28 protein-coding genes, 2 tRNA genes and 1 riboswitch are annotated in these 26,742 nt (G+C 66.7%); of the genes, 11 read left to right on the forward strand and 19 right to left on the reverse strand.

From position 1 onward, the window contains the following. Positions 1-30: 30 nt before the first annotated feature. The 6 genes from AE618_RS07105 to pdxH all read right to left on the reverse strand — a co-directional run bounded on the left by AE618_RS07105 (position 31) and on the right by pdxH (position 4,427). On the reverse strand, positions 31-1,074 hold the full coding sequence (locus AE618_RS07105) for an ABC transporter substrate-binding protein (RefSeq protein WP_054208358.1): 1,044 nt from the start codon (positions 1,072-1,074) through the stop codon (positions 31-33). A 284-nt stretch (positions 1,075-1,358) separates the two neighbouring features. Then, a riboswitch (cobalamin riboswitch) is annotated at positions 1,359-1,575 on the reverse strand. Between the two features lie 43 nt (positions 1,576-1,618). Beyond that, on the reverse strand, positions 1,619-1,888 hold the full coding sequence (locus AE618_RS07110) for a hypothetical protein (protein WP_054208359.1): 270 nt from the start codon (positions 1,886-1,888) through the stop codon (positions 1,619-1,621). 215 nt (positions 1,889-2,103) lie between these two features. Then, the gene (locus tag AE618_RS07115) at positions 2,104-2,526 is read right to left on the reverse strand and encodes a TIGR02301 family protein (RefSeq protein ID WP_054208360.1); all 423 of its coding nucleotides are present in this window, start codon (positions 2,524-2,526) and stop codon (positions 2,104-2,106) included. Beyond that, a complete protein-coding gene (locus tag AE618_RS07120; RefSeq protein WP_082365065.1) occupies positions 2,523-3,005 on the reverse strand; it encodes an NUDIX hydrolase in 483 nt (160 codons plus the stop codon). Before AE618_RS07120 ends, AE618_RS07115 begins: the two co-directional genes overlap by 4 nt. Before the next feature lie 16 nt (positions 3,006-3,021). Beyond that, positions 3,022-3,798, reverse strand: a complete 777-nt coding sequence (locus AE618_RS07125; protein ID WP_054208361.1) for an SDR family NAD(P)-dependent oxidoreductase — start codon at positions 3,796-3,798, stop codon at positions 3,022-3,024. A 14-nt stretch (positions 3,799-3,812) separates the two neighbouring features. Next, a complete protein-coding gene (gene pdxH / locus AE618_RS07130) occupies positions 3,813-4,427 on the reverse strand; it encodes a pyridoxamine 5'-phosphate oxidase (protein WP_054208362.1) in 615 nt (204 codons plus the stop codon). A gap of 128 nt (positions 4,428-4,555) precedes the next feature. Between pdxH and AE618_RS07135 the strand changes: the two genes are divergently transcribed. The 3 genes from AE618_RS07135 (at position 4,556) to fabI (ending at position 7,054) form a co-directional block, all read left to right on the forward strand. Then, on the forward strand, positions 4,556-5,017 hold the full coding sequence (locus AE618_RS07135) for an RT0821/Lpp0805 family surface protein (RefSeq protein WP_082365066.1): 462 nt from the start codon (positions 4,556-4,558) through the stop codon (positions 5,015-5,017). Positions 5,018-5,160: 143 nt separating this feature from the next. Next, complete coding sequence (locus AE618_RS07140; protein ID WP_054208363.1) at positions 5,161-6,087, forward strand: DnaJ C-terminal domain-containing protein; 927 nt, start codon at positions 5,161-5,163, stop codon at positions 6,085-6,087. Between the two features lie 124 nt (positions 6,088-6,211). Continuing rightward, positions 6,212-7,054, forward strand: coding sequence for an enoyl-ACP reductase FabI (gene fabI / locus AE618_RS07145; protein ID WP_054208364.1), 843 nt, complete (start codon positions 6,212-6,214; stop codon positions 7,052-7,054). 37 nt (positions 7,055-7,091) lie between these two features. Here the strand turns inward: fabI and folK are convergent, their stop codons facing one another. Genes folK through folP form a run of 3 tightly spaced genes read right to left on the reverse strand, consistent with a single transcriptional unit; the run spans position 7,092 to position 8,810 of the window. Further along, positions 7,092-7,604: a 2-amino-4-hydroxy-6-hydroxymethyldihydropteridine diphosphokinase gene (folK, locus tag AE618_RS07150; RefSeq protein ID WP_248310783.1), complete on the reverse strand. Its 513-nt coding sequence runs from the start codon at positions 7,602-7,604 to the stop codon at positions 7,092-7,094. Next, positions 7,594-7,968 (reverse strand): dihydroneopterin aldolase, encoded by a 375-nt coding sequence (gene folB, locus AE618_RS07155; protein ID WP_054208366.1) that lies wholly within the window; start codon positions 7,966-7,968, stop codon positions 7,594-7,596. Before folB ends, folK begins: the two co-directional genes overlap by 11 nt. Next, entirely contained in the window at positions 7,965-8,810 is an 846-nt protein-coding gene (folP, locus tag AE618_RS07160; RefSeq protein WP_054208367.1) for a dihydropteroate synthase, read from the reverse strand. The genes folB and folP overlap by 4 nt, the downstream gene beginning before the upstream one ends. A 152-nt stretch (positions 8,811-8,962) precedes the next feature. Between folP and AE618_RS07165 the strand changes: the two genes are divergently transcribed. Continuing rightward, the gene (locus AE618_RS07165) at positions 8,963-9,559 is read left to right on the forward strand and encodes a histidine phosphatase family protein (RefSeq protein WP_054208368.1); all 597 of its coding nucleotides are present in this window, start codon (positions 8,963-8,965) and stop codon (positions 9,557-9,559) included. 10 nt (positions 9,560-9,569) lie between these two features. Here AE618_RS07165 and ribB read toward each other — a convergent pair whose 3' ends face one another. Beyond that, positions 9,570-10,847 (reverse strand): 3,4-dihydroxy-2-butanone-4-phosphate synthase, encoded by a 1,278-nt coding sequence (gene ribB / locus AE618_RS07170; protein WP_082365068.1) that lies wholly within the window; start codon positions 10,845-10,847, stop codon positions 9,570-9,572. A gap of 117 nt (positions 10,848-10,964) precedes the next feature. Continuing rightward, positions 10,965-12,083: a chorismate synthase gene (aroC, locus tag AE618_RS07175; RefSeq protein ID WP_054208369.1), complete on the reverse strand. Its 1,119-nt coding sequence runs from the start codon at positions 12,081-12,083 to the stop codon at positions 10,965-10,967. A 137-nt stretch (positions 12,084-12,220) separates the two neighbouring features. Between aroC and AE618_RS07180 the strand changes: the two genes are divergently transcribed. After that, positions 12,221-12,463, forward strand: coding sequence for a type II toxin-antitoxin system Phd/YefM family antitoxin (locus tag AE618_RS07180; protein WP_054208370.1), 243 nt, complete (start codon positions 12,221-12,223; stop codon positions 12,461-12,463). Continuing rightward, positions 12,460-12,897 carry a type II toxin-antitoxin system VapC family toxin gene (locus AE618_RS07185; protein WP_082365069.1) on the forward strand — a complete coding sequence of 146 codons (438 nt, stop codon included), beginning with the start codon at positions 12,460-12,462 and terminating at the stop codon, positions 12,895-12,897. The genes AE618_RS07180 and AE618_RS07185 overlap by 4 nt, the downstream gene beginning before the upstream one ends. A 22-nt stretch (positions 12,898-12,919) precedes the next feature. On the opposite strand, the gene AE618_RS07190 is transcribed toward AE618_RS07185, so the two are convergent. Then, the gene (locus tag AE618_RS07190) at positions 12,920-16,945 is read right to left on the reverse strand and encodes a Pls/PosA family non-ribosomal peptide synthetase (protein ID WP_054208372.1); all 4,026 of its coding nucleotides are present in this window, start codon (positions 16,943-16,945) and stop codon (positions 12,920-12,922) included. Between the two features lie 252 nt (positions 16,946-17,197). Next, positions 17,198-18,127 (reverse strand): histone deacetylase family protein, encoded by a 930-nt coding sequence (locus AE618_RS07195; protein ID WP_054208373.1) that lies wholly within the window; start codon positions 18,125-18,127, stop codon positions 17,198-17,200. A 248-nt stretch (positions 18,128-18,375) separates the two neighbouring features. On the opposite strand from AE618_RS07195, the gene AE618_RS07200 reads away from it, so the two are divergent. Continuing rightward, a complete protein-coding gene (locus AE618_RS07200; protein WP_054208374.1) occupies positions 18,376-18,972 on the forward strand; it encodes a L,D-transpeptidase in 597 nt (198 codons plus the stop codon). Positions 18,973-18,994: 22 nt separating this feature from the next. Here the strand turns inward: AE618_RS07200 and AE618_RS07205 are convergent, their stop codons facing one another. Both AE618_RS07205 and AE618_RS07210 read right to left on the reverse strand, forming a co-directional pair. After that, positions 18,995-19,843 (reverse strand): metallophosphoesterase, encoded by an 849-nt coding sequence (locus tag AE618_RS07205; RefSeq protein ID WP_248310784.1) that lies wholly within the window; start codon positions 19,841-19,843, stop codon positions 18,995-18,997. A 510-nt stretch (positions 19,844-20,353) separates the two neighbouring features. Next, a complete protein-coding gene (locus tag AE618_RS07210) occupies positions 20,354-21,733 on the reverse strand; it encodes an aspartate aminotransferase family protein (RefSeq protein ID WP_054208376.1) in 1,380 nt (459 codons plus the stop codon). A 184-nt stretch (positions 21,734-21,917) separates the two neighbouring features. On the opposite strand from AE618_RS07210, the gene AE618_RS07215 reads away from it, so the two are divergent. Continuing rightward, positions 21,918-22,439: a YkgJ family cysteine cluster protein gene (locus AE618_RS07215; RefSeq protein WP_054208377.1), complete on the forward strand. Its 522-nt coding sequence runs from the start codon at positions 21,918-21,920 to the stop codon at positions 22,437-22,439. 32 nt (positions 22,440-22,471) lie between these two features. On the opposite strand, the gene AE618_RS07220 is transcribed toward AE618_RS07215, so the two are convergent. Beyond that, positions 22,472-22,873, reverse strand: coding sequence for a MarR family winged helix-turn-helix transcriptional regulator (locus AE618_RS07220; RefSeq protein WP_082365094.1), 402 nt, complete (start codon positions 22,871-22,873; stop codon positions 22,472-22,474). 401 nt (positions 22,874-23,274) lie between these two features. Between AE618_RS07220 and AE618_RS07225 the strand changes: the two genes are divergently transcribed. Continuing rightward, positions 23,275-24,051, forward strand: a complete 777-nt coding sequence (locus AE618_RS07225; RefSeq protein WP_054208379.1) for a DUF1499 domain-containing protein — start codon at positions 23,275-23,277, stop codon at positions 24,049-24,051. A gap of 31 nt (positions 24,052-24,082) precedes the next feature. On the opposite strand, the gene AE618_RS07230 is transcribed toward AE618_RS07225, so the two are convergent. Further along, positions 24,083-25,051, reverse strand: coding sequence for an MBL fold metallo-hydrolase (locus AE618_RS07230; protein WP_082365070.1), 969 nt, complete (start codon positions 25,049-25,051; stop codon positions 24,083-24,085). Positions 25,052-25,194: 143 nt separating this feature from the next. On the opposite strand from AE618_RS07230, the gene AE618_RS07235 reads away from it, so the two are divergent. Continuing rightward, positions 25,195-25,821 carry a biotin transporter BioY gene (locus tag AE618_RS07235; RefSeq protein ID WP_082365071.1) on the forward strand — a complete coding sequence of 209 codons (627 nt, stop codon included), beginning with the start codon at positions 25,195-25,197 and terminating at the stop codon, positions 25,819-25,821. 93 nt (positions 25,822-25,914) lie between these two features. Here the strand turns inward: AE618_RS07235 and AE618_RS27870 are convergent, their stop codons facing one another. Both AE618_RS27870 and AE618_RS07240 read right to left on the reverse strand, forming a co-directional pair. Beyond that, positions 25,915-26,052, reverse strand: coding sequence for a hypothetical protein (locus AE618_RS27870; protein WP_156330159.1), 138 nt, complete (start codon positions 26,050-26,052; stop codon positions 25,915-25,917). Between the two features lie 196 nt (positions 26,053-26,248). Next, positions 26,249-26,325: transfer RNA gene (locus tag AE618_RS07240), tRNA-Pro, on the reverse strand. Positions 26,326-26,507: 182 nt separating this feature from the next. Here AE618_RS07240 and AE618_RS07245 point away from each other — a divergent pair. Then, positions 26,508-26,582 (forward strand) — tRNA-Gln (locus tag AE618_RS07245). Positions 26,583-26,742: the final 160 nt, after the last annotated feature.

Consider the following 26,742-nt stretch of genomic DNA (forward strand, 5'->3'; position numbering starts at 1 on the left):
CCGGCGTCCTCCGCTTCGCATCGACCAGGATCACTTGGAAAGCCCGAAGCTCTCGATGCCCTTGGCGAGCGCCTCGATGCCGTCGACGGTATCGAGCCCGGCGCGGGTGGCGCCGACATCCATCACGACGATGCGGTTGTTCTTCACCGCGTCCAGCTTGCTCGCGACCGCATCGGTCTTGAGGAAGCTCAGTTTGAGGTCGATATCGTCGGCGGGAAAGCGGCGCCGATCCATCTTCACCACGACGATGACGGCCGGATTGGCGGCAGCCACGCTCTCCCAGCCCACAAGCGGCCATTCCTCATTGGTCATGATGATGTTGCGTGCGCCGAGCTTGGCCAGGATATAGGCCGGCACGCCATTCTTCCCGGCGAGGAACGCATCGCCCTTGACGTCCTTGCTCGAGAACCAGACGGTCACCGGAATATCCCTGGCGGCATTGCCCGCAACGGCCGCGACGGCTTTTGCCTCGCGCGCCCTGAGTTCCGCGATCAAGGCATCGGCCCGCTCGGCGACATCGAAGATCTGCCCGAATTCGCGGATGTTGCGATAGACCAGCTCCATCGTGAACGTCTGGGTGCGGATGCCGTCGCCGCCCCCTGAATTGTCCTTGCCGACGCAATCGGTCGGCGAGACATAGGCCGGCACCTTGACCTTGGCGAACTGGTCGCGCTTGCCGACGATGCCATTGGGCCCGACATGCCATTCGAACATCGCCGTGACGAGATCGGGCTCCTGCGCGACGACGGCCTCGAAGCTCGGATCGTTGTCGGCGAGGCGCTTGACCTTGGCATTGACCGCCTCGAAGCGCTTCGCCACCGGGCTGAACCAGACCGCCGTGCCGACGACCCGGTCGCCAAGGCCCAGCGCATACAGGATCTCCGTCTGGGTCTGGCCGATCGCGACGACGCGCTGCGGCGCCTTCTCGAAGGTGACCTGGTGGCCGCAATTCTCGACCGTGACCGGATAGCGCGTCGCCTGCGCGCGGGCCGGAACGACGCCGCCCGCGAGGACCGGGAGGGCGATGATCAGCGCATGCAGGCAGCGTTGGAAGACACGGGCGTGTCGGGGCATTGCGGGCTCCGGCTGGATAGGGCGACGGGACGGCTCGGCCCAGGATCTCGAGCCGGCGTCACCGCTTAGATGATATGTAATAACATTACAATCACCTCGGGCCACAATGCGGGAGTCAGCGTACGGGATTACCCGGCCGCTTCGGAAATCAAACGAGAGGAATGTCTGTATCATCGCTAACCCCGTGATGACGGCGGAGGCTGGCGACGGACGTGCGCGACGGATCGGCGGAGATGACACCCCGCCCCTTCGCGCACGACCCATCAGGACACCCCGCCCGAAAGACCGTTCAGTCGATCAGGGCAGGTCTCCTGGCTCGCGGGTCGACGCCTGCTCCGCCCGGCCTTCCCAGCGCTGGTTGCGCCAGTGGACGATGGACGGAAGGCTCGCCGCTTACAGTTGCGGGGGCAGCCTCGGCATCAGCGCACAGGACGCGCCTCACCGAATTCCCTCTTAGCTTCGGTCGAGAACGGCCGAAGAACCTTGATCGCTTGTCACGATAGAGGGACTGCCGCAACCGTCAAGGGCAGCGGTGCGGTCCGGCTCAGTGGCGGGTGCCGCTGCTGAACGCGCCGGTACGGACCTTGTCCCCCAGCCCCTCGGCGAAGACGGCCGTCGCCTCCTCGCCATAGGTCTCGACCAAGGTGCGGAACGCGGCAAAGAGCGCTGCATGGGCCAGCGCGTCGCTGTCGAGCCCGTCCTGCTGCGCTTCGGTGAAGGCGTCTTCGACATAGCCATAGGCGACGCGGCGCGCGTCATGGCTGTCCTCGGCCGTGGCCAGGTCAAGCGGCAGGTCGTCTGAAATGATGGACATGAAGGCGAGAACTCTGCGGCTTGCTTTTGATCGGCTTGTTGTTGCGCGAAGCTGGTTTCCTGGCGCGGATCGCGCCAGTTCCGGCCCGCTTCGCTACGATCGGGATTGCCAGAATCATAGGCCGTGCCAGAGCGGGACGCTACCGCCCCCTTTAGGAAAGGTTAACGCAGCCAACCGAATCCGGTGCAAGGCCGCGGTTCGGCGCGCCCTGTCACCTATCCGCCATAGCGGCTGGCCAGGACGCGCGCGAGACGCTCTCCCTCGCCGGCCAGGCGCGTCGATGCCTCCTGGCTGCCCTCGGTACAAGCGCGGTGCGTCAGCGAATAGGCCCTGAAGCCGCGATTATACGCAGCCGTCAACCGTTCGCGCCGCGCCGGCGTGCGCCCTTCCGCCTCGACCAGCGCCGCCATCCGGTCGCGCCAGTCCTGCGCCTCCTTGCCGGCGCAGAGCGTGCGCAGATAGGCAAGCGAGCCCATGATCTCGGACAATTTGAGCAGTTGCGGCTCGTAAGGCGGCGGTGGCGGCTCGGGCGCGGGCTCCGCCGACTTGGTTGTCGCCGGCGGGCGCTGCTGCGCCAGAATGGAGCCCGGCAGCACGCCTGTCAGCACCGCGAGCAGGCACAGAGCGGCGCGCTTCATGCGCGGGTCCCGGCATCGAGCAGGATCATGCGAGCCCGGCGCAGCACATCGGCGAGTTCGCGCGTCGTCGCCAGCCCGCCGAGCTTCAACGGATCGGCCCACATCACCGCGCCCGCCTCCGGCCCGGTTTGCGGCTCGCCCGAGAGCCATTCACCCACGAAAGACGCGACGACGAAATGATGCGTGGCCTTGCCTGCGCCATCGCGGCCGAAGATCTCGACATGGCGGTTGAAGCCGACGATGCGCGCGCTGACGCCGACCTCCTCCTGCAGTTCGCGCAAGGCCGCCTCTTCAAGCGTTTCGCCGACCTCGACCTTTCCTCCCGGCAATGACCAGAGCTGGTCGGCGGGCGGCTTCGTGCGCGTCGCGAGCAGGACCTTGCCGTCCCGGAACACGGCGACGGAGGCCGCCAGCACCGGCCGCATCGGCGCCTTTCCCGTCGCCGGGAAGCGGATGACCTGACCGCCCTCGCCGCTCATCGTCAGACCCCCGCACTCATACGTGCTGCCCACCATTGATATGCAGTTCGGCGCCCGTGACGTAGCTCGACGCGTCGGTGCAGAGGAAATGGATCGCGCGGGCCACCTCCTCGGTCTTGCCGAGCCGCCCGAGCGGCAGGGTCGCGACGATCTTTTCCGTGCCGGGCGAGAGGATGGCCGTGTCGATCTCGCCTGGCGAGATCGAATTGACGCGGATGCCCAGCGGCCCGAAATCCGACGCCATTTCGCGGGTCAGGCTGGCAAGGGCCGCCTTCGAGGTCGCGTAGGCCGCGCCAGCGAAGGGATGCACGCGCGAGCCCGCGATCGAGGTGACGTTGACGATCGCGCCCTTGGCGGTCGTCAGCTCGTCGAGCAGGCCGCGCGCCAGCATGATCGGCGCGAAGAAATTGACCTGGAAGACCTTGTGCCAGTCGTTGAACGAGGTCGTCGCCGCACCCAGCCTTGCGCCCTCCGGCCCCTTCGGCGAGATGCCCGCATTGTTGACCAGCGCATTGAGCTTGCCGCCCTCGGCCGCAAGCCGTTTCTTGATCTCGGCGATGCCGCGCATCGTGTCCTCGGGGTCGCCGAGATCGATCTGGACATGGTCGTCGGCGCCGGAAGGCCAGGGACATTTGTCGGAGAAGGCCTGGCGCGAGCAGGACAGGATGCGCCAGCCCGCCATCGCGAACTGCATCACGGTGGCGTGGCCGATGCCGCGACTCGCTCCCGTCAGCAGCATGACCGGGCGCTTGCCCGCCTCGGTCTTGGGGAAGTTGAATACGGGCATCGCCATCTGGCTTTTGATCCTCAAGGGTACAAGCGGGCACGCGCCCAGGGCTCGCCGGCGGAGGCGCGGCGGAAAACGACACGGTCATGCAGCCGGAAGGCGCCATCCTTCCAGAACTCGAGATAGACCGGCGTGATGCGGAAGCCGGTCCAATGCGGCGGCCGCGGGATCGTGCCCAGCCCGAACTTCGCGGCCTGGACGGCCACAGCCTTTTCCAGCGCGAAACGGCTTTCCAGCGGGCGCGACTGCTGCGAGGCCCAGGCGCCGATGCGGCTGTCGCGCGGGCGTGACTGAAAATAGGCGTCGGCCATCTCCTCGCTGACGATTGAGACGTGGCCGCGAATGCGGATCTGGCGGCGCAAGCTCTTCCAGTGGAACAGGGCGGCAGCCTTCGGCTGGCCGAGCAGTTCCTCGCCCTTCTGGCTCTGCGTGTTGGTGTAGAAGACGAAATCCTCGCCGTCGCGCCCATTCAGAAGCACCATCCGGCTGTTGGGCATGCCGTCGGCATCGACCGTCGAGAGCGCCATCGCGTGGGGATCGTTGGGTTCGGACGTCTTCGCTTCGTCGAACCAGACCTGAAACAGCGCGAAAGGATCCTGCTCCGCCGTGAAGTCACCGCTCGTTAACCGTTCCACGTGTCTAATCCTCGTTGAATTGGGGTGTTGCGTTTGGGCGAGCGCGAGCGGTGATCTTGGTCAAATCGACACGACTATATAGGGCAGCGACGGGAGCGTTCCAAAGCCTTCCGCGGCGCGCTCCCGCTATGCGCCGAATCGCTGCCGTGGGCGCCGCCTGCCTTGGCCTCATCGGCGCCGGGTGCTCCGTCTCCTTTCCGATTCTGGGCCTCTCGAGCAAGGCCGAGGACGAGGTCGTCACGACCTCATCCGTGCTGCCGGCGCGGGGCTCCTCCAAGCCGGGCGCGCTGGCCTCGCTCGCCTCCGAACTCGGCCCCGAAGATATGAGGCGCGCCGACGGTGCCATGGCGGTCGCGCTCGATCCGCAAGGCAACGGCGCCGCCGTCTCCTGGGACAACCCGCAAAGCGGCGTGAAGGGCTCCTTCATTCCCGTCGGCGGCCCGTTCCTGCGCTCCGACGAGATCTGCCGCGCCTTCATCGCCAGCGTGCAGACGCAGACAAAACCTGCCAAGCTCCAGGGAACTGCCTGCCGGCCGTCGGGCGGGGAATGGTTGGTCAAGGACATAGAGCCCTGGAAGGGCTCGATCTGATAGCGGCTGCTGTCGTCGGCCAATATCCTGCGTCGCCAGCTGTTGCGTTCAGGCCACACCATTCCCAGATAAGGCTTGGAGATCAGGATCGGCCTTCGCCTTCGTCGCGGCCGGCCTCTCAGCAGTGCCAATGGGGTTCATGAATGCGCGACCCGTATCAGATTTTGGGTGTCGCCCGCACGGCGACAGAAGCGGAGATCAAGAAGGCCTATCGCCGCCGCGCCAAGGATCTGCATCCCGACCGCAACCGGGACGATCCCAAGGCCCAGGACCGCTTCTCGGAGCTCAACGGCGCCTATGAGATCGTCGGCGACGAAGCCAAGCGCAAGCAGTTCGACGCCGGCCAGATCGACGCCGAGGGCAAGCCGAAATTCCAGGGCTTCGAGGGCATGGGCGCAGGCCGCGGCGGCCGCGCCGGCGGCTTCGAATTCAATTTCGGCCAGGGAGGCCGGGGCCATCCCTTTGGCGCGGGAGCGGGCGCGGGTGCGGGCGCTGGTTTCGATCCCGCCGACATCTTCGGCTCGCTCTTCGGCGATGCTGCCCGGCGCCAGGGCCAGGCCCGCGCCGAGGCGCACAAGCCGCCGGAGCAGAGCTTCACGCTGGAGGTGACGCTGGCCCAGGCGGTCTCAGGCGCGACGCGCCGCGTCCGGCTGCCGGGCGGGCGCGAGGTCGAGGTCACGATTCCCGAGGGCGTCACCGACGGCAAGGTGATGCGTCTGCGTGGTCTCGGCCAGACCGACCCGCATTCGGGCCAGACCGGCGACGTGCTGATGACGATCAAGGTCAAGCCGGATCCGCGCTTCGTCGCCGAGGGCAACGATTTGCGCACGCGGGTCACCGTTCCGCTTGCGCAGGCAGTGCTGGGCGGGCCGATCCATGTCCCGACCCTGACCGGCACGGTGGAGATGAAGATCCCGCCGCTGACGGGCACGACCCGCTCGTTCCGCCTGCGCGGCAAGGGGCTGAAGGCCGAAGGCGGCGCGGCCGGCGACCTCTTCGTCGCCATCGACATCGAGATGCCAGAGAGCGATGCCGAGCTGACGGCGCTGATGAAGGCACGGGCAGAATAGGGCACGCAGCGCAAGCCGGCGCTGCGGCTGCCACCCGGCGCATGCCATCGGCAAAACCGGTTTCCACTTTTCTTCGCCATGTTCTAAGAGACCCCCTCAACTTTATCCAGTTCGCGGGTCCCAGATGCCTGATTCCAACGCCGCCGCCCTGCCGACCGCCAATCTGCTCAAGGGCAAGCGGGGCCTCGTCATGGGCGTCGCCAACAACCGCTCGATCGCTTGGGGTATCGCGAAAGCCGCCGCCGATGCCGGCGCCGAGCTCGCCTTCACCTATCAGGGCGATGCCCTGAAGAAGCGCGTCGAGCCGCTGGCCAAGCAGCTTGGCGGCCATGTCGTCGGCCATTGCGACGTCACCGATTCCGCCTCGATCGACTCAGTCTTCGCCGAGATCGAAAAGCTCTGGGGCAAGCTCGACTTCGTCGTCCACTGCATCGCCTTCTCCGACAAGGACGAACTGACCGGGCGCTATGTCGAGACCACGGAAGCCAACTTCACCAAGTCGCTGCTGATTTCCTGCTACTCCTTCACCGCCGTAACCCAGCGCGCCGAGAAGCTGATGACCGATGGCGGCTCGATGCTGACGCTGACCTATTACGGCGCCGAGAAATGGATGCCGCACTACAACGTCATGGGCGTCGCCAAGGCCGCCCTGGAGTCGAGCGTGCAGTATCTGGCGGCCGATCTCGGCCCTTCGAAGATCCGCGTCAACGCGATCTCGGCCGGGCCGATCAAGACGCTGGCCGCCTCCGGCATCGGCGATTTCCGCTACATCCTGCGCTGGAACGAATACAATTCGCCGCTGCGCCGCACGGTCACGATCGAGGAGGTCGGCGAGACCGCCGTGTTCCTCGTTTCCGACATGTCGCGTGGCATCACCGGCGAAATCCTGCATGTCGATGCCGGCTACCACGTCGTCGGCATGAAGGTGCCGACCGCCCCGGACATCTCGCTCGACAAGGGCGAGTGACGACGAGCAGGTTCCGCCTGTCGCGAAACCGGCGGCATCAGCCCAGAGCGTCCCGCAGCCTCGTCGTCTCCTCTTCGTCCAGAACGACGTCGCTGGTCTCGATCGCCGCCTTCAGCGCGGCGACGCTGCGCCCGCCGATCATGAGGTCGGGCGCGATCTCGGCCAGGGGCACGAGAACGAAGCCGCGCGCCGCCAGGCGCGGATGCGGCAGTTGCAGGCTGGGCCGGTCGGTCACGAGTTCGCCGAAGGTCAGGATGTCGATGTCGAGCGTCCGTGGTCCCCAGCGCTCGCGCCGCTCGCGTCCGCTGGCCTGTTCGATCTCCATGCAGAGATTGAGCAATTCGACCTCGCCGAGATCGGTCGACAGCAGCGCCGCCATGTTCAGGAAATCGGGCTGCTCGACGATGCCCCAGGGCTTGGTCCGGTAGACCGACGAAAAGCGGCGCAGCTCGACTGCAGGATGACCGGCGAAGCTGTGCAGCGCCGCAACGAAGGATTGCAGCGGATCGCCGAGATTGCCGCCCAGCCCGAGCGCGGCCTCAGTTCTCACGCCGATAGCTCAACGTGATGCCGACGCTGGCGAGCGTGGCGTGGATCGGCGGGGCGGGCTTGCGCAAGGTGACCTCGACGCGCGTCACGGGCGGAAAGCCGTCGAGGACCGCCAGGGCGACAGCGCGCGCCGCAGCCTCGAGCAGGTTGAAGCGGCTTGTGGTGAAGACCTCCGTCACAACGCCCACGACCTTGCCGTAGTTCACGGTATCGGCGAGCGCGTCGCTGATGGCGGAAGCACGCAGGTCGACCTCCAGCGCCAGATCGAGCACGAAGCGCTGGCCCAGCCGCTCCTCCTCGGAGAAGAAGCCGTGATAGGCGTAGATATCGAGCTTCTCGATCAGGATGATGCCGGTTTCGCTCACGGGCGGGACTCCAGGGGCTGTGAGATGGCAGCCCAGACCTTGAACGCCTGCGCATGTTGGCCGATGTCGTGGGCGCGGATGATGGCCGCTCCCTGTGTCGCCCCGTAGAGATGGGCGGCGACGCTGCCGATGACGCGCTCAGCCGGGACGCTCTGGCCTGTGATGACGCCGATCACCGATTTGCGGGATGCGCCGAGCAGGATCGGACAGCCGAGTTCACGCAACCGGCCCAGTTCGCGGATCAGCCGCACCGACTGCTCCGGCGTCTTGCCGAACAGGCCGATGCCGGGATCGACCACGATCTGCTCGCGCGGTACGCCGACCGCCAGCGCGATCGAAATCGAGCGCTCGAGGAAGCGTAGTACGTCCGACAGAATGTCGAGCGCGGGATCGATGGTCTCGCGATTGTGCATCAGGATGATCGGCGCGCCATGCCTGGCGGCGACACCGGCGATCGCCGGATCGCGCTGGGCGCCCCAGACGTCGTTGACGATCGAGGCGCCGGCCGCCAGCGCGGCCTGTGCGACCTCGGCCTTCCAACTGTCGATCGAGAGCGGCGTCGCGATCCGTTCGCGCAAGCCCTTGATCACCGGCAGGACGCGTCCGAGTTCTGTCGCGGCATCGAGAGGAGCGTGGCCTGGCCGGGTCGATTCACCGCCGATATCGATGATGTCGGCGCCGTCCGCGGCCAGTTTTTCGCCATGAGCGATTGCATCCGCGGCATTGCGCAGCATTCCGCCGTCGGAAAAGGAATCCGGCGTGATGTTGACGATGCCCATCAGCAGCGGTGCGGCGTCGAGGGCGAGCCTGCGACCATCAGGCAAAGTGAGAGCCGGCGGCATGAAGGATCATCCGGGGTGCGAAGAGCCGCCTATAGACCGACCATCGGCGACAGGCCAATGGAAAGCGATCGCCGCAGCCATGGCGGCGGCGCATGGCGCCGATCCGGCACGACGCTTTGACGCCGCGCCCGGCAGCGTGCAGAAGCCCGGACATGCTCCCGATCACGCTCCCGCACCGGCTCATCCTCATCCGCCATGGCGAGACCGACTGGAATCGCGAGGGCCGCCTGCAGGGCGGCCAGGACATTCCCCTCAACGATCTCGGCAGGACGCAGGCGGCCGAGGCGGCGCAGCGGCTGCGCGCGCTGGAGCCCGGCTTCGCGGCGCTGGATTTCATCGGCTCGCCGATGCAGCGCGCCCGCGAGACGATGGACATTCTGCGTGCCGAGCTCGATCTGGCGCCGGGCGCCTACCGCCTCGATGACCGGCTGAAGGAGCTGACCTTCGGCTCCTGGGAAGGCTTCACCTGGCGCGACATCCGCAAGGCCGAGCGCGAGCAGGCTCAGCTCCGCGAGCGCGACAAATGGAGCTTCGTGCCGCCCGGCGGCGAAAGCTACGGCATGCTGGCGAAGCGCGTCCGGCCCGTGCTGGAGGACCTCCAGCGCGAGACCGTCATCGTCAGCCATGGCGGCGTCGCCCGTGCCATCCTGGCACTGGTCGGCGCGGTGCCGCCGCAGAAGGCCGCGCTGGTCGAGATCTGGCAGGGCAAGATCCTGACCGTCACCGGCAATCGCGCCGACTGGGTCTAGCAGGCCCGGCTCATTCGAGCGGCTGCGTCTCCGCGATCTCGATGCCGAAGCCGCTCAGGCCCACGAAGGAACGCGGCGACGAGGCGAGATTGATGATCGAGCCGACCCCGAGATCGCGCAGGATCTGGGCGCCCAGGCCGACCTCGCGCCATTGCTGCGTGCGCTGCGCGTCGGAGCCCTCGTCGACGCTCTTGATCGGCACGCCGGCCGAGCCGTCGCGCAGATAGATCAGCACGCCGCGCCCGTCCTGCTGGAAGCGCCGCAGCGCGCACTGGATCGAAGCGCCGCCGCCCAGGACATCCGACACCACATCGGCACGATGCAGCCGCGCCGGCACCTTGGCGCCGTCGCCGATCTTGCCCATCACGAAGGCAAAATGCTGCGTGTCCTCGAAGGGCGTCACATAGACATGGCCGGTCATCTCGCCGAAGGCGGTCTTGACCGGGAAGCTGTGGACCCGCTCGACCAGTTTCTCACGCGACTGACGATAGGCGATCAGGTCGGCGACCGTGATCTGCTTGAGGCCATGCTTCTGGGCGAAGGCCGTGATCTGCGCGCCCTTCATCACGGTGCCGTCGTCATTGGCGAGTTCGCAGATCACGCCGACTTGCGGCAGTTCGGCGAGCTTGCAGAGGTCGACAGCCGCCTCGGTATGCCCGGAGCGCATCAGCACGCCGCCATCCCTCGCGATCAGCGGGAAGACATGGCCCGGCCGCACGAAATCGGTCGCGCCCATATTGCCGTTGGCGAGCGCGCGCACCGTGTTGCAGCGCTGCTCGGCCGAGATGCCGGTGGTCAGCCCGTGCTTGACGTCGACGGTGATGGTGAAGGCGGTGCCCAGCGGTGCATCGTTCGACGAGACCATCGGGTCGAGCCGCAGCCGCCGCGCCTCGGACGAGGTCAGCGGCGCGCAGACGATGCCGCAGGTGTTGCGGATGATGAACGCCATCTTCTCGGGCGTGCAGAGCGAGGCTGCGACGATGAGATCGCCCTCGTTCTCACGGTCGTCGTCATCGGTGACGATGACGATTTCGCCGCGGGCGAAGGCTTCGATGGTGGCAGTGACGGTGTTGGACATGCTGGCCTCGCGCGGCCCGACGAGGCCGAGGAAATCATTGGGAGTGACGGAACCGCCCGTGGCGGCGGCGATGCGCTCGGCGCTTTCGCGCGAGATCCAGGCGGTCTGGTCGTTGCAGAGCGCCGTCACGCTGGCCGGCGACAGGCCGACCTGCCGCGCAAAAGCGCTGCGGCTGGTATGGGTCTGTTTGAGCCAGGCGTCGAGTTTCATGCCCGGCAGGCTAGCGCAGGGCGGCTTCAGTGGCAATGAATTCGAAACGCATTTTCAGTATTGCTGAAATGCAAGCCGCGCGGTCATGTGCGGCCGCGACCCGAGAGAGACGCCCGGCTACTCCTGGAACGGCCAGCGCGGCTCGACCACGCCCACTTGCGCCCGGTGGCGCAGATACTGGTCGGCCAGCACGCAGGCGACCATCGCTTCGCCGACCGGCACGGCGCGGATTCCGACGCAAGGGTCGTGACGCCCCTTGGTGAACATCTCGGCCTCTCCACCCGTCCGCGTCACGGTCGCCCGCGTCGCCAGGATCGAGGAGGTCGGCTTCACGGCGAAACGGGCAACGATCGGCTGCCCCGTCGCGATGCCGCCGAGGATACCGCCGGCATGGTTCGACAGGAAAAGCGGCCGCCCGTCATTGCCGGCGCGCATCTCGTCGGCATTCTCCTCGCCCGACAGTTCGGCCGCGCCGAAACCGTCGCCGATCTCGACACCCTTGACCGCATTGATGCTCATCAGCGCGGACGCGATCTCCGCATCGAGCTTGGCGTAGATCGGCGCGCCCAGGCCGGCAGGCACGCCCTCGGCGACGATCTCGAGCACCGCCCCGATCGAGGAGCCGGATTTCCTGACGCCGTCGAGATAGCCCTCGAACAACTGCGCGGCCTTCGCGTCGGGACAGAAGAACGGGTTGTTGCCGACCTCGTCCCAGTCCCAGTTGGCGCGGTCGATCTTGTGCGGCCCCATCTGCACCAGTGCGCCGCGCACGATCATCCCGGGCACGACCTTGCGCGCGATCGCGCCGGCCGCCACCCGCATCGCCGTCTCGCGGGCGGAGGAGCGCCCGCCACCGCGATAGTCGCGGATGCCGTATTTCACGTCATAGGTGAAATCGGCGTGTCCCGGCCGGTACTTGTCCTTGATCTCGGAATAATCCTTCGATCGCTGGTCGACATTGTCGATCATCAGCCCGATCGAGGTGCCGGTGGTGACCTGCACGCCGTCATGCTCGCGGGCGAACACGCCCGAGACGATGCGGACCTGGTCGGGCTCCTGCCGCTGGGTGGTGAAGCGCGACTGGCCCGGCCGCCGGCGGTCGAGATCGCCCTGGATGTCGGCTTCGCTCAGCGGCAGCAGCGGCGGGCAGCCATCGACGACGCAGCCGATCGCCGGCCCATGGCTCTCGCCGAAGGTGGTGACGCGGAAGAGATGGCCGAAACTGTTGTGGGACATGGGGAAGCCTGACAGATTGCTAGGCAGGCTCATAAGCTGGAATGCGGGAACGTCAAAGTCCTGCAAGCTGTCGTGTAGGCTTGGCAGACGAACGCAACGATGATAAATCTGACCAATAATCTGGTCAGGAGATCGGTATGAGATCTGTTGCACTTGCCGAAGCCAAAGCGCAACTGAGCGCGCTAGTTGATGCCGTCGAAGCTGGCGAAAACGTCTGCATCACGCGACACGGCAAGCCTGTCGCGCAATTGACCGCCATCGAGAAGCCTAGGAAGCCGCTCGATATTGAGAAGCTCCGGGCGCATCAGGCGATGATGCCAATGCAGAAGGAAGACAGCGGCACCTTCATGAGCCGGATGCGTGACGAGGAGCGCTATTGAGACTGTATCTTGACACGTCGCTCGTTGTGACCGCGCTTGTTACGGAACCCGGTTCGGAAGCCGTGCTCGAATGGCTGAGCGCTCACAATTCGGATCGTTTCGTCGTGAGCGATTGGGTCGTGGCTGAATTCTCGGCAGCGTTGTCGATCAAGCTCCGCACAAATCAGATTGATGTGGTGGCGCAAGGAACGGCCCTTGCCAAACTTGGCGATCTGATCGGCGGCGAATTCGAATGTGTCGACGTCACGCGTGAACAGTTTCGGCTGGCTGCAACCTTCGCCAACCGCGCTTCAACCCGCCTGCGGGCAGGTGACGCGCTTCATCTCGCGATTGCATCGAGCCAAGCCATCAAGCTCTGTACGCGCGACGTAAGGCAAGCCGAAGCCGGAGCCGGCCTCGGCGTGCTGACAGAATTCGTGCCGTCGCTGCCGTAGCGAAGGCCCGGAGGCGTACGCCTCAATGCCCGGCGGGCGCCTTCGCCGGCACTGCCGGAGCCCCCTCCCAGCGCGTATGCGCCGGCAGGTTCTCGCCCTTCATGATCACCGTCAGCAGCCCGACCTGCGCGTAGTCGCCGACATGGGTGTCGTAGAGCACCGTCGCGCCCGCGCCGACGCAGACGCCCCGGCCAAGCTTCACCCGGCCGACCTTCATGACGCGATCCTCGTAGAGATGCGTCTGCAGGGCCGAATGAGCGTTAACGGTGCAAAAATCGCCGACGTTGATGCAGTCGAACTCGGTGATATCCGTCGAGTCCAACCAGACGCCCTTGCCGTATTTTGCCCCGAACAGCATGAGGAACCAGGGCAGGAACGGCGTCCCACGCAGATAGTCGAACAACACCTTGCCGCCGAGGCCCCAGTACATCACGGCCACGGCCTCGGTGCGCATCGCCCAGAACGACCACATTGGCTTCATCACCGGCTTGTAGACGCCCATCATCAGCCATTTGATCGCAGCGCAGATCAGCGCCTGCGCGATCGCGATCAACATGGCGACGCCCATGAAGGACAGGACGAGCCCGACCCAGTCGTGCTCGTTGATCTTGCGCTGAAGCACGAGATCGACGGCGAGCGTTCCGAAAGTGATGAACAGCATCGCCGGAAACGATGTGTGCAGCGCCTCGAACACGCCGCGCGCGACCTGCTTGCGCAGCGACGGCTTGTAGGTCCAGTCGGCCCCGAGATCGACCTTCTGCCGTGTCGGCAGCTTGATCGGCGGCGAGCCGAACCAGGTGTCGCCTGGCTGCATCTGGTCGTTGGCCGGCGGCTTCGACTTGATGCCGATCAGCACGCGGTCAGGGATGATCGCGCCGGGCGGCACGACAGCGTCGTTGCCGACGAAGACCTGCTCGCCGGTTCTGGTCATGTCCAGGCGCATATAGCCGCGCCGCATGTCCTCGTCGCCGAAGACGACCTCGTCGGCGATGAAGTTTCCGGAGCCGATCCCGGTCAGGTCATACCGCCCCGACAGGTTTGTCGAGATCTCCGCGCCCTGGCCGATCTTGGCTCCCATCAGCCGGTACCAGGCCCGCATGTAGATCGTCGCAAACAGCGACGACAGCGTCTCCAGCGTCACCTCGGTCGCCAGCGCCACGGTCCATTTGCGCGCGTAGAAGCTGGAATGGATGGAGTAGGAGCCCGAGGTTACGCGCGGCAGGATCGCCCAGCGCAGGCCGGCCATCAGCAGCACGGTGAAGGCGATGAGTCCGATCGCGGTTGGCCAGGTCAGCAGCGGCAGATACCAGAGATAGCTGATCTCGGACCAGGTTGAGATCCAGTCGTCGATCTGGTCGAACAGCCAGAAGGCCGGGAAGATCGGCAGAAGGCTGATCGGCGGCACCACGATCAGCATCAGCGCATAGAATGCCGTCATCGCGGCGCGCCGCAGCGGGCTGGCCTGGGCCTGCTCCGGCAGCGAGGCCAGATCGACCATCCCGATCTTGCGGCCGGGAGAACCGTCCCAGATCTCAGCCTCTCCGACGCGCGTGTGGGGCGCAATCGCGGTCAGATCGCCGATTTCGGCGTGGTCGCCGATTACGCTGCCATGCCCGAGCACCACCGAAGCACCGGCGCAGACATCGCTGCCGATGGTGATGCGGCCGATGATCAGCTTGTCGCCGATCGCCTCGCCATTGGCGAAGGTGGTCTTCGAGCCGAAGGTCGAATTGTCGCCGATCTCGATCAGGTCGATCGCGCCGGCCTCATAGTCGGAGATGATGACGTCGCGCCCGACCTTGGCGCCGAGCAGCCGCCAGTACATCCGCATCACCGGCGTGCCCTGCAGCCATTTGATGTGGACCAGGCCGGCGACGCGGGCGGCGAACCACCAGCGGAAATAATAAACGCCCCAGAGCGGATAGACTCCTGGCTTGGTGCGGCCGAGCACGAGCCATTTCAGCGCGATCGCGATCAGGCCGGTGACGATGGTGAGGGCGACATAGACGCCGAGCAGCGCCGCGATCTGGCCGAGCAGCGGCAGATCCTCGCCCGACAGGATCATATAGGTGACGAAGATGCCCAGCCACTGCGCCGTCGACAGGCCGATAATGACCGGCAGCGCAACGGCCTGCGCCAGCCCGCAGAGGAAGCGCCGCATGAAGGGCGGCGCCGTGAAGGAGAGGTCTTCAGCCTCGGCGATGCCGCGCCCGTCGAGCAGCGCAGCCATGCCGCGAAGCGTGCGTGCGCCGTAGACGTCCTGAAGCGTGATCCCGGCGAAGGCCGGCGTCTCCCGGACGATCGAGATGAAACGCGCCGCCAGCAGCGAATGGCCACCGAGATCGACGAAGAAATCAGCCTCCAACGGCAGGCTCGACGCGCCCAGCACGCGCTTGGCGGCTTCCAGAAGCGCGGCTTCCGTCGCATTGCGCGGCGGCTCCTGCTCGCCGGCCGAACTCGGCGCGGTCAGCGGCGCGGCCTTCAGCATCCGGCGGTCGACCTTGCCGGAGACCATGCGCGGCAGCGAGCCCACCGCCTCGAAATGCGCCGGCACCATATAGGGCGGCAGCTGGTCGCGTAGCGAAGCGCGCAGCGCCGCGCCATCGACCGCGACGCCGGGCTCGGCGACGACGAAGGCGACAAGCCGCTCGATCTCGTCATCGATGCGCAGCACCACGGCGGCCTGGTGGACCCCGGGCTCGTCGGCCAGCTTCGATTCGATCTCGCCCAGTTCGACGCGGAAGCCGCGAATCTTGATCTGGTCGTCGATGCGGCCGTGGAAGACGATGTTGCCGTTGCCGTCGAGGCTGACCGCGTCACCCGAGCGGTACAGAATCGGATCGCCGTCATCGCCGAACGGGTTGGCGAACGGGTTGGCGATGAACTTCTCGGCCGTGAGCTCTGGCCGGCCGTGATAGCCCCTGGCGATGCCGGGGCCGCCGATCAGCAATTCGCCCTGCTCGCCGGGGCCGACCACCTCCATCGCCTCGTTGACGATATAGGCGGTGTAGTTGGCGATCGGCCGGCCGATCGTGACGATCTCGCCGGGCACGACCTCGGTCGCTGTCGCGACCACGGTCGCTTCCGTCGGGCCATAGGTGTTGAGAATGCGCCGGCCGGGCTTCGACCATTTCTGCACGGTCGCGGGCGGCAGCGCCTCGCCGCCGAGCAGGATCAGCTTCAGCGACGGCACATCCGCTGGGAGGATGCCGAGCAGCGTCGGCACCGTGTCGATGACGGTGACGCCGGCTTCAGTCAGCAGCGCCGGCAGCTTCTCGGCATCGCCCATCGTCTCGGGCGAGGCGACATAGAGGGTGGCGCCGGCGAGATAGGGCGTCCAGATCTCTTCCATCGACAGGTCGAAGGCGACCGATGCCCCCTGGAAGACGATGTCGTCGCCATCAATGCCATACAGCGCGTTGCCGGAGCGCAGGAAATGGCAGATGTTGCGATGGCTGATGACGATCGCCTTCGGCGTGCCGGTCGAGCCTGAGGTGTAGATCAGATAGGCGGGGTGATCCTGGGTCAGACCGGCCGCACGGGCCGGCATGGCCACGCCGTCGTCGGCGGCCGCCAAGGCCTCCGGCGTCCAGACGGTGCGCTCCGTCGCCGCGGCACGCCCCTGCCAGTCTGATGCGGTGACGATGCCCTTGGCTTCGGCGTCAGTCAGGCAGACGGCGATACGGTCGACCGGCGCCTCCGCGTCGAACGGCACCCAGGCCGCGCCCGCACGCGTGATGGCGATCTGCGCGATCAGCAGGTCGATGCCGCGCGGCATCCACAGCCCGACCAGATCGCCGGGCCCGACGCCCGCCAGCGCAAGCCCGCGCGCCTGACGGCCCGCGGCCGCCCAGACCTCGTCATAGCTCAGCCGCCGCGACGCATCGACCAGGGCCGGATGCGCAGCCCGTTCCGCCACGGTCGCCGCGAAAATCTCGCCCAGAACTTCATCGCGGAGGAGGTCCGGCCGTCGCTCGCCCGCCAGCATGGCGAGCGGGTTCGCGGCCGCGATATCTGTCGTCGCCGACAGCTTGCTCATGTCGTTCATCGCGCCCCGCTCGGATCAGGCCAGCGCATTGGCGAGCGACACCGGCTGGCGCGCTCCATCATGCGATCAAGACCTGTCACGCACCTTCATTTTAGACCCGGAATCGCAAGCTCATGCGTTTCTCGAATCGAGCCCCCCGGCCGAGCGACCGCCGCAACACAGCGTTCCACTAGCACGTTTGTGATGCGCCGGCACGACTGAACCCGCGATGAACGTCGCGTGATGTCGACGCACCGAGCAGCGCGGCCGGGATCAGCCCCGCATCAGCGCCATGACATGGGCGGCGGCCGAACGGGACAGCCCCTCGAGGTCGTAGCCGCCTTCGAGGATCGAAACGACTCGTCCCGCGCAATGCCGGTCCGCGATCGCCATCAGCTTCTGGGTCGCCCAGGCGAAATCGGACTCTTTCAGATTGAGGTTGGCGAGCGGGTCGCGCCAATGCGCGTCGAAGCCGGCCGATATGATGAGGAGGTCCGGCGCAAAAGCATCGATGCGCGGCAGCAGTGCCGTCTCCATCGCCTCGCGGAAGGCGTCCGAGCCGTCGCCTGCGCGCAGCGGCGCATTGACGATGGTGCCGTGCTGTCCACGCTCGGAGGCCGCGCCCGTACCGGGATAGAGCGGCATCTCATGGGTCGAGGCATAAAGCACGCTCGCATCGTCCCAGAAGATTTCCTGCGTGCCGTTGCCGTGATGGACGTCCCAATCGATGATCGCCACGCGCTGCGCGCCGTGCTGCCGCTGCGCATGACGCGCCGCGATGGCCGCATTGTTGAAGAAGCAGAACCCCATGGCCTTGACGCTCTCGGCGTGGTGGCCCGGCGGGCGCATCGCACAAAAGGCGTTGGCAACGAAACCCGACATCACCTCATCGACCGCCTGGACCGCGGCACCGACGCCATGCAGCACGGCATCGACCGTTCCCGGCGACATCAGCGTGTCGCCATCGATCTGGACGAGCCCGGCTTGCGGCGAGGCGGCGACGATCGCCTCGCCGAATTCTCTGGGATGGCAGAGCGCCACCTGGTCGAGAGTGCCCAGCGGCGCGCTTTCGCGAATCAGCGAGGCAAAGCGCTCATCCTCCAGCGCCGCTTCGACGGCGCGCAGACGATCGGGACGCTCGGGATGACCCGCCGGCGTCTCATGCCGAAGGCTCGAGGGATGCGTGATCAGCAAGGTCGTCACGGTCGGGCCTTTTGTTTCAGCAATCGAAGGGTCGTGCAGCGACGGGGCGGCGCGAAGCGTGGCCGTCCTGCCACGGTGGATCGGGAAACGCCCGGTTCGGCCGTCTTCAAGGGAACCTGATTGCGCCGTGCAGGTTTCGCGCATAGAGCATCGGCATCTTGTCGGCGCTCCTTCCGGACCCGGTCGACACGAAGCGTTAACCCCGCATTCAGCATAAAGATTGCCTTCGGGCCGCTCTGGTGGACAGCATGAAACAGACCGTGATCCTTGCCTTGGCGATGTCGGCGCTTCTGGGCGCCTGCCAATACAAGAGCGTCAACGCTCCGGCTCTGTCTGCCCGTGACGCCGAGTACATCGCGCTGGTGCCGAAGTTCGAACATCAGATCACGCATCTGCCTTATGAAATCACCGATCCGACGGGCCAGGCTCCCGGCACCATCGTGGTCGATACCAGAGAGAAGTATCTCTACTACGTCCTGCCGAACAAGAAGGCGATCCGCTATGGCGTCGCCACCGGCGACGAGGCCTTCGGCTGGACCGGCGAAGCGGTGATCCAGCGCAAGGCGGAATGGCCGCGCTGGACGCCTCCCGCAGAGATGATCGCGCGCTGGCCGCATCTGGCGCCCCGCGCCGGTGGCATGGAAGGTGGCCCCGACAACCCGCTCGGCGCCCGCGCCCTCTACCTCTACCAGAACGGCCACGACACGCTCTACCGCATCCACGGCACCAACGAACCGGAGACGATCGGACGTTCGGCCTCGTCGGGCTGCATCCGCATGCGCAACATCGACGTGATCGACCTGTTCAACCGGGTTCCGGCCGGAACGAAGGTGATCGTTACCTGATCTGTCGGGGCGGCTGACGCCGTCAGCCTCTCCCGAGCTCGACCAGAACGATCTCCGGCGGAATGCCGAACCTGATCGGCAATTGGCTGGTTCCGATTCCGGCCGAGACCACAAGATCGCGCCCCTCCTCGTGGATGTGACCGTAGCCATAGCGGTTGCCATAGCGCGAGGGCACGATCGGCGCCCAGCCAAACAGCCTGACCTGACCGCCATGGGTATGGCCCGACAGGGTCAACGACACGCGATCCGGCATCCGCGCGAAGATGTCGGGTTCATGCGCCATCATGATCACGGGGGCGCCGTCATCGGCGATCTGCGCCATTGTGCCCGCGAGATCATCGATCCCGGCAGGCCGGCCGCGATGGTGCGGCAGGAACGCGATCTGATCGCCGAGCCCCGCCAGCCAGAGCGGCCCATCGACCGTTTCCAAGCGCAGCGCGCGGTTCTCCAGCATCGGGATTCCGGCCTCGCGCAGGGCCTCGCCGACCTGGGTGGGGCCGGCGCGCGCGACCTGCGTCTGCGGATCATGCCACCAGTCGTGATTGCCGAGCACGGCGAAGACGCCGTCGCGAGCCTGGAGCCGCGCCAGTTCGTCCGCCCAGTCCCGCATCGGCGGGTCGGATGCGACGCGCCGGCGGCTCGCGACGAAATCGCCGAGCAGCAGCGTGAGATCAGGCTTCAGCGCGTTGGTCGCGGCGACGACCTCGGTGACACGCGAGAGCGGGACATGAAGCGAGCCGATATGCAGATCGGAGATCACCGCCAGCCTCATGCGGCGGCGCTCCGGCCAGCCCCTCGGCTTCAGCCGGTAACGTGTCAGGATCTGGCGCCTCGGCTCCCATGCGGCGGCGTAGGCGCCGGTGCCCGACATGGCCAAAAAAAGACCGGCGAGAGTTTGAAGAACTCTGCGCCGGTCAAACATGGAGCGTCTCGAAACGTGGTCTAGGGAGGTCAGTCGTCAAAACCGTTGCGAAGGACACCGGCAAGCCGGGATGGTGCATCCTTCGTACGGAGGTCCAACGCGGCAGCCGGGCGTCTTGTTCCGGCGGCAACGGCAGGCAGAGCGATGGGGCGGAACCAGGAGGCATAAGCCTCTTTCGCCGTGGCATCGTGGAAGCTCGCATTCGCTTGCGTCTGGCGACGCGGATGAGACGGGGTCATGGGTTCCGATGGGGTTGGCTGCACGAACGACGATGGTTCCTGGTCATCGTCATGCTGGCACCGTGACCGGCGATCGCGACGGCGCCGCGGCGCCATCATGATCTGTTCAAGGCGATATGTGTCGCTGTGCAACCTGCCGCCATAATCATGAACACATGGCTGCGTCGGGACGGACTCACGCTCCGGCGGGCGGAAGCCTCCGGCCGAACGCAAGTCGCCGTCAGGCAGCGAGCAGGCCTTCGGCCTTGGCCCAATTCAAGGTCTTGTTCAGCGCGCGCTCGTAGCGGTCGAACATCTCCTCGAGTTCCGCCTCGGTGATGATCATCGGCGGGCAGAACGCGACGCGATCGCCCATCGCACGGGTGATGAGCCCCTCCTCCAGCGCGAAGGTGACCGACTTGGCGCCGACGCCCTTCTTCACTTCGAAGGAGGCCTTCGTCTGCTTGTCCTTGACGAGCTCCACCGCGCCGATGAGGCCCACACCCCGCGCCTCGCCGACGAGCGGATGCTCGGCGAGCTTGTTCAACCGTCGCAGGAAGGTCGGCTCAACCGCGCGGACATGCTCGACGATCCTGTCGCGCTGGTAGATTTCCAGCGTCTTGACCGCGATGGCGCAGCCGACGGGATGGCCCGCATAGGTGTTGCCATGGCCGAAGGTGCCGATCTTGCGGCTCTGGTCGACGAGAACATCATAGACCTTGTCGTTCATCATCACCGCGCTGAGCGGGAAATAGGCCGAGGTGATCTGCTTGGCGCAGGAGATGGTGTCGGCGGCCATGCCATAGGTCGTGGTGCCGAACATGTTGCCGGTGCGGCCGAAGCCGGTGATGACCTCGTCCGAGATGAAGAGGATGTCGTATTTCGCCAGGATCGCGTTGATCTTCTCGAAATAGCCTTCCGGCGGGGTGATCGCGCCGCCCGCGCCCATCACCGGCTCGGCGATGAAGGCGGCCACCGTATCGGGCCCCTCGCGCAGGATCATCTCTTCCAACTCGGCGGCGAGCCGCGACGAGAAGTCGAGCTCGCTCTCGCCGGGCTCAGCGAAGCGGTAATGGTGCGGGCAGGAGGTGTGCAGGATGCCGGGCAGCGGCAGGTCGAAATCGATATGGTTGTTGGGCAGGCCGGTCAGCGAGGCCGAGGCAACGGTGACGCCGTGATAGCCCTTCAGCCGCGAGATGATCTTCTTCTTCTGCGGCCGGCCGAGCGCATTGTTCATGTACCAGACGATCTTCACCTGGGTGTCGTTGGCGTCCGAGCCTGACGCGCCGTAGAACACCTTCGAGATCGGCACGGGCGCGATCTCCTTCAGCTTCTCGGCCAGCTCGATCGCCGGGTCGTTGCTGCGGCCACCGAAGATATGCGTGAAGGGCAGCTTCTTCATCTGCTCATAGGCGGTCTCGACCAGTTCCTGGTTGGAGTAGCCGAGCGCGGTGCACCACAGGCCCGCCATGCCCTCGATATATTCCTTGCCGCTGGAATCGGTGACATAGACGCCCCTGCCGCTCTCGATCACGAGCGGGCCGACCTCGCGATGCGTCGCGAGGTTCGTATAGGGGTGGACGAGGGTCTCGATGTCGCGGACGGCGAGGTTGGACAGCATCGCGCAGGCTCCCGGTCTTTATGGAATGCTGATAGGAGCATAGACCGCGCGGGACGCAAGCGCTGAGCGATTTTCACGCACATCGACGCAGACTCTGCCGCAGGACGGGCCCGAAACGGCAGGCCCGCGGCCGCTTGCCATTTCCGGTGACGCTCTCCACGGTGCGGAGCGTGAGAGAGGTTCCATGATCGACCCGGTGACGAAGACGAGCCTGCCCGCTGCAGGGCGCAATTGCGGCACCTGTACCCTCTGCTGCAAGGTCTATGACGTGCCGCCTGTCGGGGCCACCGCAGGCAACTGGTGTCCCAATTGCCTGCCCGGGCGCGGCTGCAAGATCTACGAGGCGCGTCCCCAGCAATGCCGCGACTTCCTCTGCCTCTGGATGACGCAGGACTATCTCGGCCCCGACTGGAAGCCTGACAAGGCACGCTTCGTGCTCACCATGGACGCTCAGACGCGCTGGCTCTTCGTCCAGGCGGATCCAGGCGCGGCGCAGGCCTGGCGCAAGGAACCCTATTACGGTCAGCTCAAGCGCTGGGCGGAAGCGGGCAACCGCCCCGTCATCGTCTTCATCCGGAAAACGGCCACCGCCCTCACCGCCCATGGCGAGACCATGCTGGGGGAGATCGCCGCCGACGAGCGCCTCGTGATGCGCGACCTCCCGGGCGGCCGGCAGGCGGTCGAGAAGATCAGCGTCGCGGCCTGACGCCAGGACGTGACGCCAAGACGGGCTCGGCCTCAGCCTTCGTCGATCGCGCGCACGCGTTCGCGCCAGTTGAGCACGAGCCGGTCGAGTTCCGCCAGATCCCCCTCCGGCAGCTTGCCCAGCGTCTGCGCCACGAAATCGCGCTGAGTCTTGATCCCCTCTTCCGCCAGCCGGCGGCCTTCGGGAGTCAGGTGCATCGCATAGGAGCGGCGATCGCCGGCGATCGCGCGGCGCTCGACGAGGCCGGCCTGCACCAGCCTGTCGACCAGACCCGAGACATTGCCCTTGGTGACATAGAGCCGTTCGGCCAGTTCGTTCTGGCTGATGCCTTCGCGCTCGGTCAGCGTCGAAAGCAGGTCGAACTGCGGAATCGACAGGCCGAGCGCGCGAACCCGCGCGGTCATCTTCATCAGCATGCGCTGATGCAGCCGCATGAATCGGAACCAGACGCGGTCCGGCTCGGTCGCGTCTGCGCGCGGCGCTGTCTTCGAGTCTGGCACGGCCCGTCAATCCCGGAAAATGAGAAGATGACGCCTAAACCATCTCGCCGGCGGAGGCGAGAGCTGCCGGCCCTGCCGCCAGGGCGATCGCTTGAAAGCTGACGAGGCCATGATGGCGGGCTCCAGCCCTCCCCCCGCTTGCGGTGGGGAGGGTTGGGTGGGGGGCAGTGCCGCTCGGCGAGACGATCCAAGGTGGAGTGCTAGCTTTCCGGCCCCCATCCCTAACCCTTCCCCACCGCAAGCGGGGGGAAGGGAACGAGCCCCGCCGTCGAGCGATGGCCCCGGCCCCGCCGCCCGGTCTTGCCTAAAGCCCGTCGCGGCGTCACCTATGGCCGATGCATCGCCGTCTCGTCTTCGAGGAGCCCGTCTCGCGTGCCGCCGTTTGGAGCCGGCGGCTGGCCTGGTTTGCGCTCGCGGTGCTGCTGCTCGCGATCCTGGTCTTCCGCACGGGCGAGCCGAGCCTGGAGGGCCTTGCGCCCGTGGCTGCGGCCTATGTGGTCGTGCTGCTGGCGCTGCTGCTGGCGCTGCTGGCCTTCATGCGGATCTGGCAGTCGGGCCATCGCGGCGTCGGCATGGCGTCGGGCGCCTTCCTGCTCTGCCTGCTGATGCTGGCACCCGCTGCCTATGTCGGCTTCCGGCTGGCGACCCGGCCGGCGCTGGCCGACATATCGACCGATATCGATGATCCCCCGGGCTTCAGCCGCTCGCGCGTGGCGCTCGACGCCCGCGCCGGCCGGGTGCCGCCCGATGTCCCCCCCGACCGTCGCCGCCTCCAGCGCCAGGCCTACCCCAAGGCGGTGCCGATCGTGCTCGAAGTGCCGGCCGAGACCGCCTTCGACATCGCCCGCCGGGCGGCGCTCGCACGGGGCTGGCAGGTGCTCGAATCGTCGCGGCCGGGCGGACGCAGCGGCGCGGGGCGGATCGAGGCCGTGGCGCGCTCGCGCATCCTGCGCACGGCCGAGGACATCACCATCCGGGTCCGCCCGCGCGCCGATGGCAGCCGCATCGACATCCGCTCGGCCTCCCGGATCGGCCCGCATGATCTCAGCGTCAACGCGGCACGGATCGCCGCCTTCGCCGATGAGGTCGAGCTGCTGGTCGAGACGCGCTAGAGCGTTATCCAGGGCGCGGATGGCGAGAGCCTCACGCGAGCCGGTAGCGGCTCTCCAGCCCGGGCAACAGCCCGTCGCATGAAACGACGCCGCGCAGCACCAGATCCTCGAGCTGGGCCAGCACCGACAGGGCCGCTGCGCCGTGCAACGCGGTCGCGAGACCCTGATAGATCGGCGGCACCATCGCGGCGATGGTCTCGTCGCCGGCCAGCAGCCGGCCAAGGATCGCCGCCTCCCGCAGGCGCCGATGCTGCACCAGCCCGCGCAGGAAACGCTGCGGTTCGACGACCGGCCCGCCGTGACCTGGCCGGTAGACCGAGTGCTCCATCCCCCGCAGCTTGTCGATCGAGGCCATATAGGCCGCCATTGAGCCGTCGGGCGGAGCGACGATCGTGGTCGACCAGGCCATGACATGGTCACCGGAGAACAAGGTCTTCTCCTCCGCCAGGGTGAAGGCCAGATGGTTGGCGGTATGGCCGGGCGTCTCGACCGCAGCCAGAGACCAGCCCTGCCCCGAGATCGCATCGCCATCCGCCATGACGAGATCCGGCGCATAGTCGCGGTCGGCGGCGGCATCGAGGCGGTTGACCTCGCCCGCCGCCAACTCGCGCGCGGCGCGGTGCGGGCCGCAGCCGACGACGATCGCCCCCGTCGCCGCCTTGAGCGCCGGCACGGCCGGAGAATGGTCGCGATGCGTATGCGTCACGACGATATGGCTCACCGTTTCGCCCGCGACCGCCTTCAGCAGCCGCGCGACATGGGCGGGGTCATCGGGGCCGGGGTCGATGATCGCGACCGTGCCCTGGCCGACGATGTAGCTGCACGTCCCGGTGAAGGTCATGGGGCCGCCATTGCCGGCGATCAGCCGGCGCACCAGCGGCGACAGCCGCGCCACCTCCCCCGCCGGGGTCGTCGCGCTGCGGTCGAAAGGCAGATCATCCTTCGCGGGCAGATCATCCTTCGCGGGCAAGTCATCCTTCGCCGGCACGTCGTCGCTCATCTGTGATCCCTGCTCATGCGTGCCTCTGCAATCGCGCCTGCCTCTGTATGCGGGCGCATGCGGCTTGTGGGGCTTTGCGGCATTTTCTATAGACGGAAAAGACGGTCGCGCAGCGCGGCCTTCGAGAACAGGACGACACGCCCATGGCCGATATGCTTCCCCTTCAAGCCCCGACGCTGGCCGGGGCGGCCCTTCCTGCCATTTCGGGCCCGCGCGCGGCCCTGCTTCGCAATGTCGCCCTCGCTGTTGCCGGCAGCCTGCTGCTTGTGCTCGCCGCCAAGATCAAGGTGCCGTTCTGGCCGGTGCCGATGACGCTGCAGACGCTCGCCGTGCTGGCGCTGGGCGCGGCTTACGGTTCGCGCCTCGGCGCGGCGACGGTGGCGCTCTACATCGCCTATGGCCTCGCCGGCCTGCCGGTGTTCACCAATACGCCGCCGGTCGCCGCCGGCCCGCTTTATCTCGTCGGCCCGACCGGCGGCTTCCTCGTCGGCTTCGTGGCGGCTGCCGCCATCGCAGGCTGGGCTGCGGCGCGCGATGCCTCGCTGCCGCGCCTGATCGGGGGCCTCGTCGCGGCCGAGACCGTGATGATGCTGCTGGGCTTCGGCTGGCTCGCCTTCGGCGCCCAGATGGCCGCCGGCACGACCGGCGTCGGCTTCGCCAAGGCCTTCGCCTATGGCGTCCAGCCCTTCATCATCGGCGATCTCGTCAAGCTCGCACTGGTCGCCTGCCTGGCCCGCGCCGGCTGGTCGCTGCTGCAACGCCGCGGCTGATTCCAGCCATAGGACGGACATCTCCAGGCCGGGGCATCGCCCCGGCCTTTTTCATATCGGTGTGGTCGAAAGGACAGGTCGGGGAAGCGCCACTCAGCCGTTAGGGCTGGAACCGCTGCAGGTCGTCGGCTGCGGACCGGAGAAGAACGGGCCGAGATTGCCGCATTTGTCGCAACCCGCGAGCAGCGTCGCCAGTCCGAGAATGCCGAGGAGGTGCAGGGCGCGCTTCATGATCGATTCCGCTGGTGGTGTCGGCTTACCCTAGCGGGCAAGCGCCGCGATGACCACATGGGCAGCTACCGCGACGACACCGTCCTGGCCCGAGGCCGGTTGACACAGCCATCGACATTGCCGGCGGCAAAACGCCCAGACAGCAAAAAAGCCCCGAAGGGCTGATTTGGCAGATCGTGAAATCAACGGGAAATTTTGGTCGGAGTGGCAGGATTTGAACCTGCGACCCCCTCGTCCCGAACGAGGTGCTCTACCAGGCTGAGCCACACTCCGATTGACTGGTGGCGGGCTTATAGCCAGCGCAGCGCCGCCGCGCAACAGGCACCACGCCTCTCGATGACGAATTATCCGCGGCATCTGTCGGCGTCACCTTTCGCCGCGCTGGCTTTCGGTTCCGCAGCGCCGATCTGACAGGTTGCGCACGGCCCCGACGCGTTCTAGAAGGCGCGGCACATTGGGGCGTCGCCAAGTGGTAAGGCAGCGGTTTTTGGTACCGCCATTCGGAGGTTCGAATCCTCCCGCCCCAGCCAGCCATCCGAAGTCATTGAAAAGACGGCCTGTCGTCCTGGCTGAGTAGCTTTTGTCCCCAACTGGGGCACAGGGCTGAGGCACGGGACCGGGGGCAGTCCAAGGATAGGTCGGCGATGTCTAACGGACCGGGGGCAGTCCAAACACCCAATCTCGGTGTCC

It is taken from the genome of Allobosea vaviloviae (assembly GCF_001298265.1).
GTDB classification, from domain to species: Bacteria; Pseudomonadota; Alphaproteobacteria; order Rhizobiales; family Beijerinckiaceae; genus Allobosea; species Allobosea vaviloviae_B.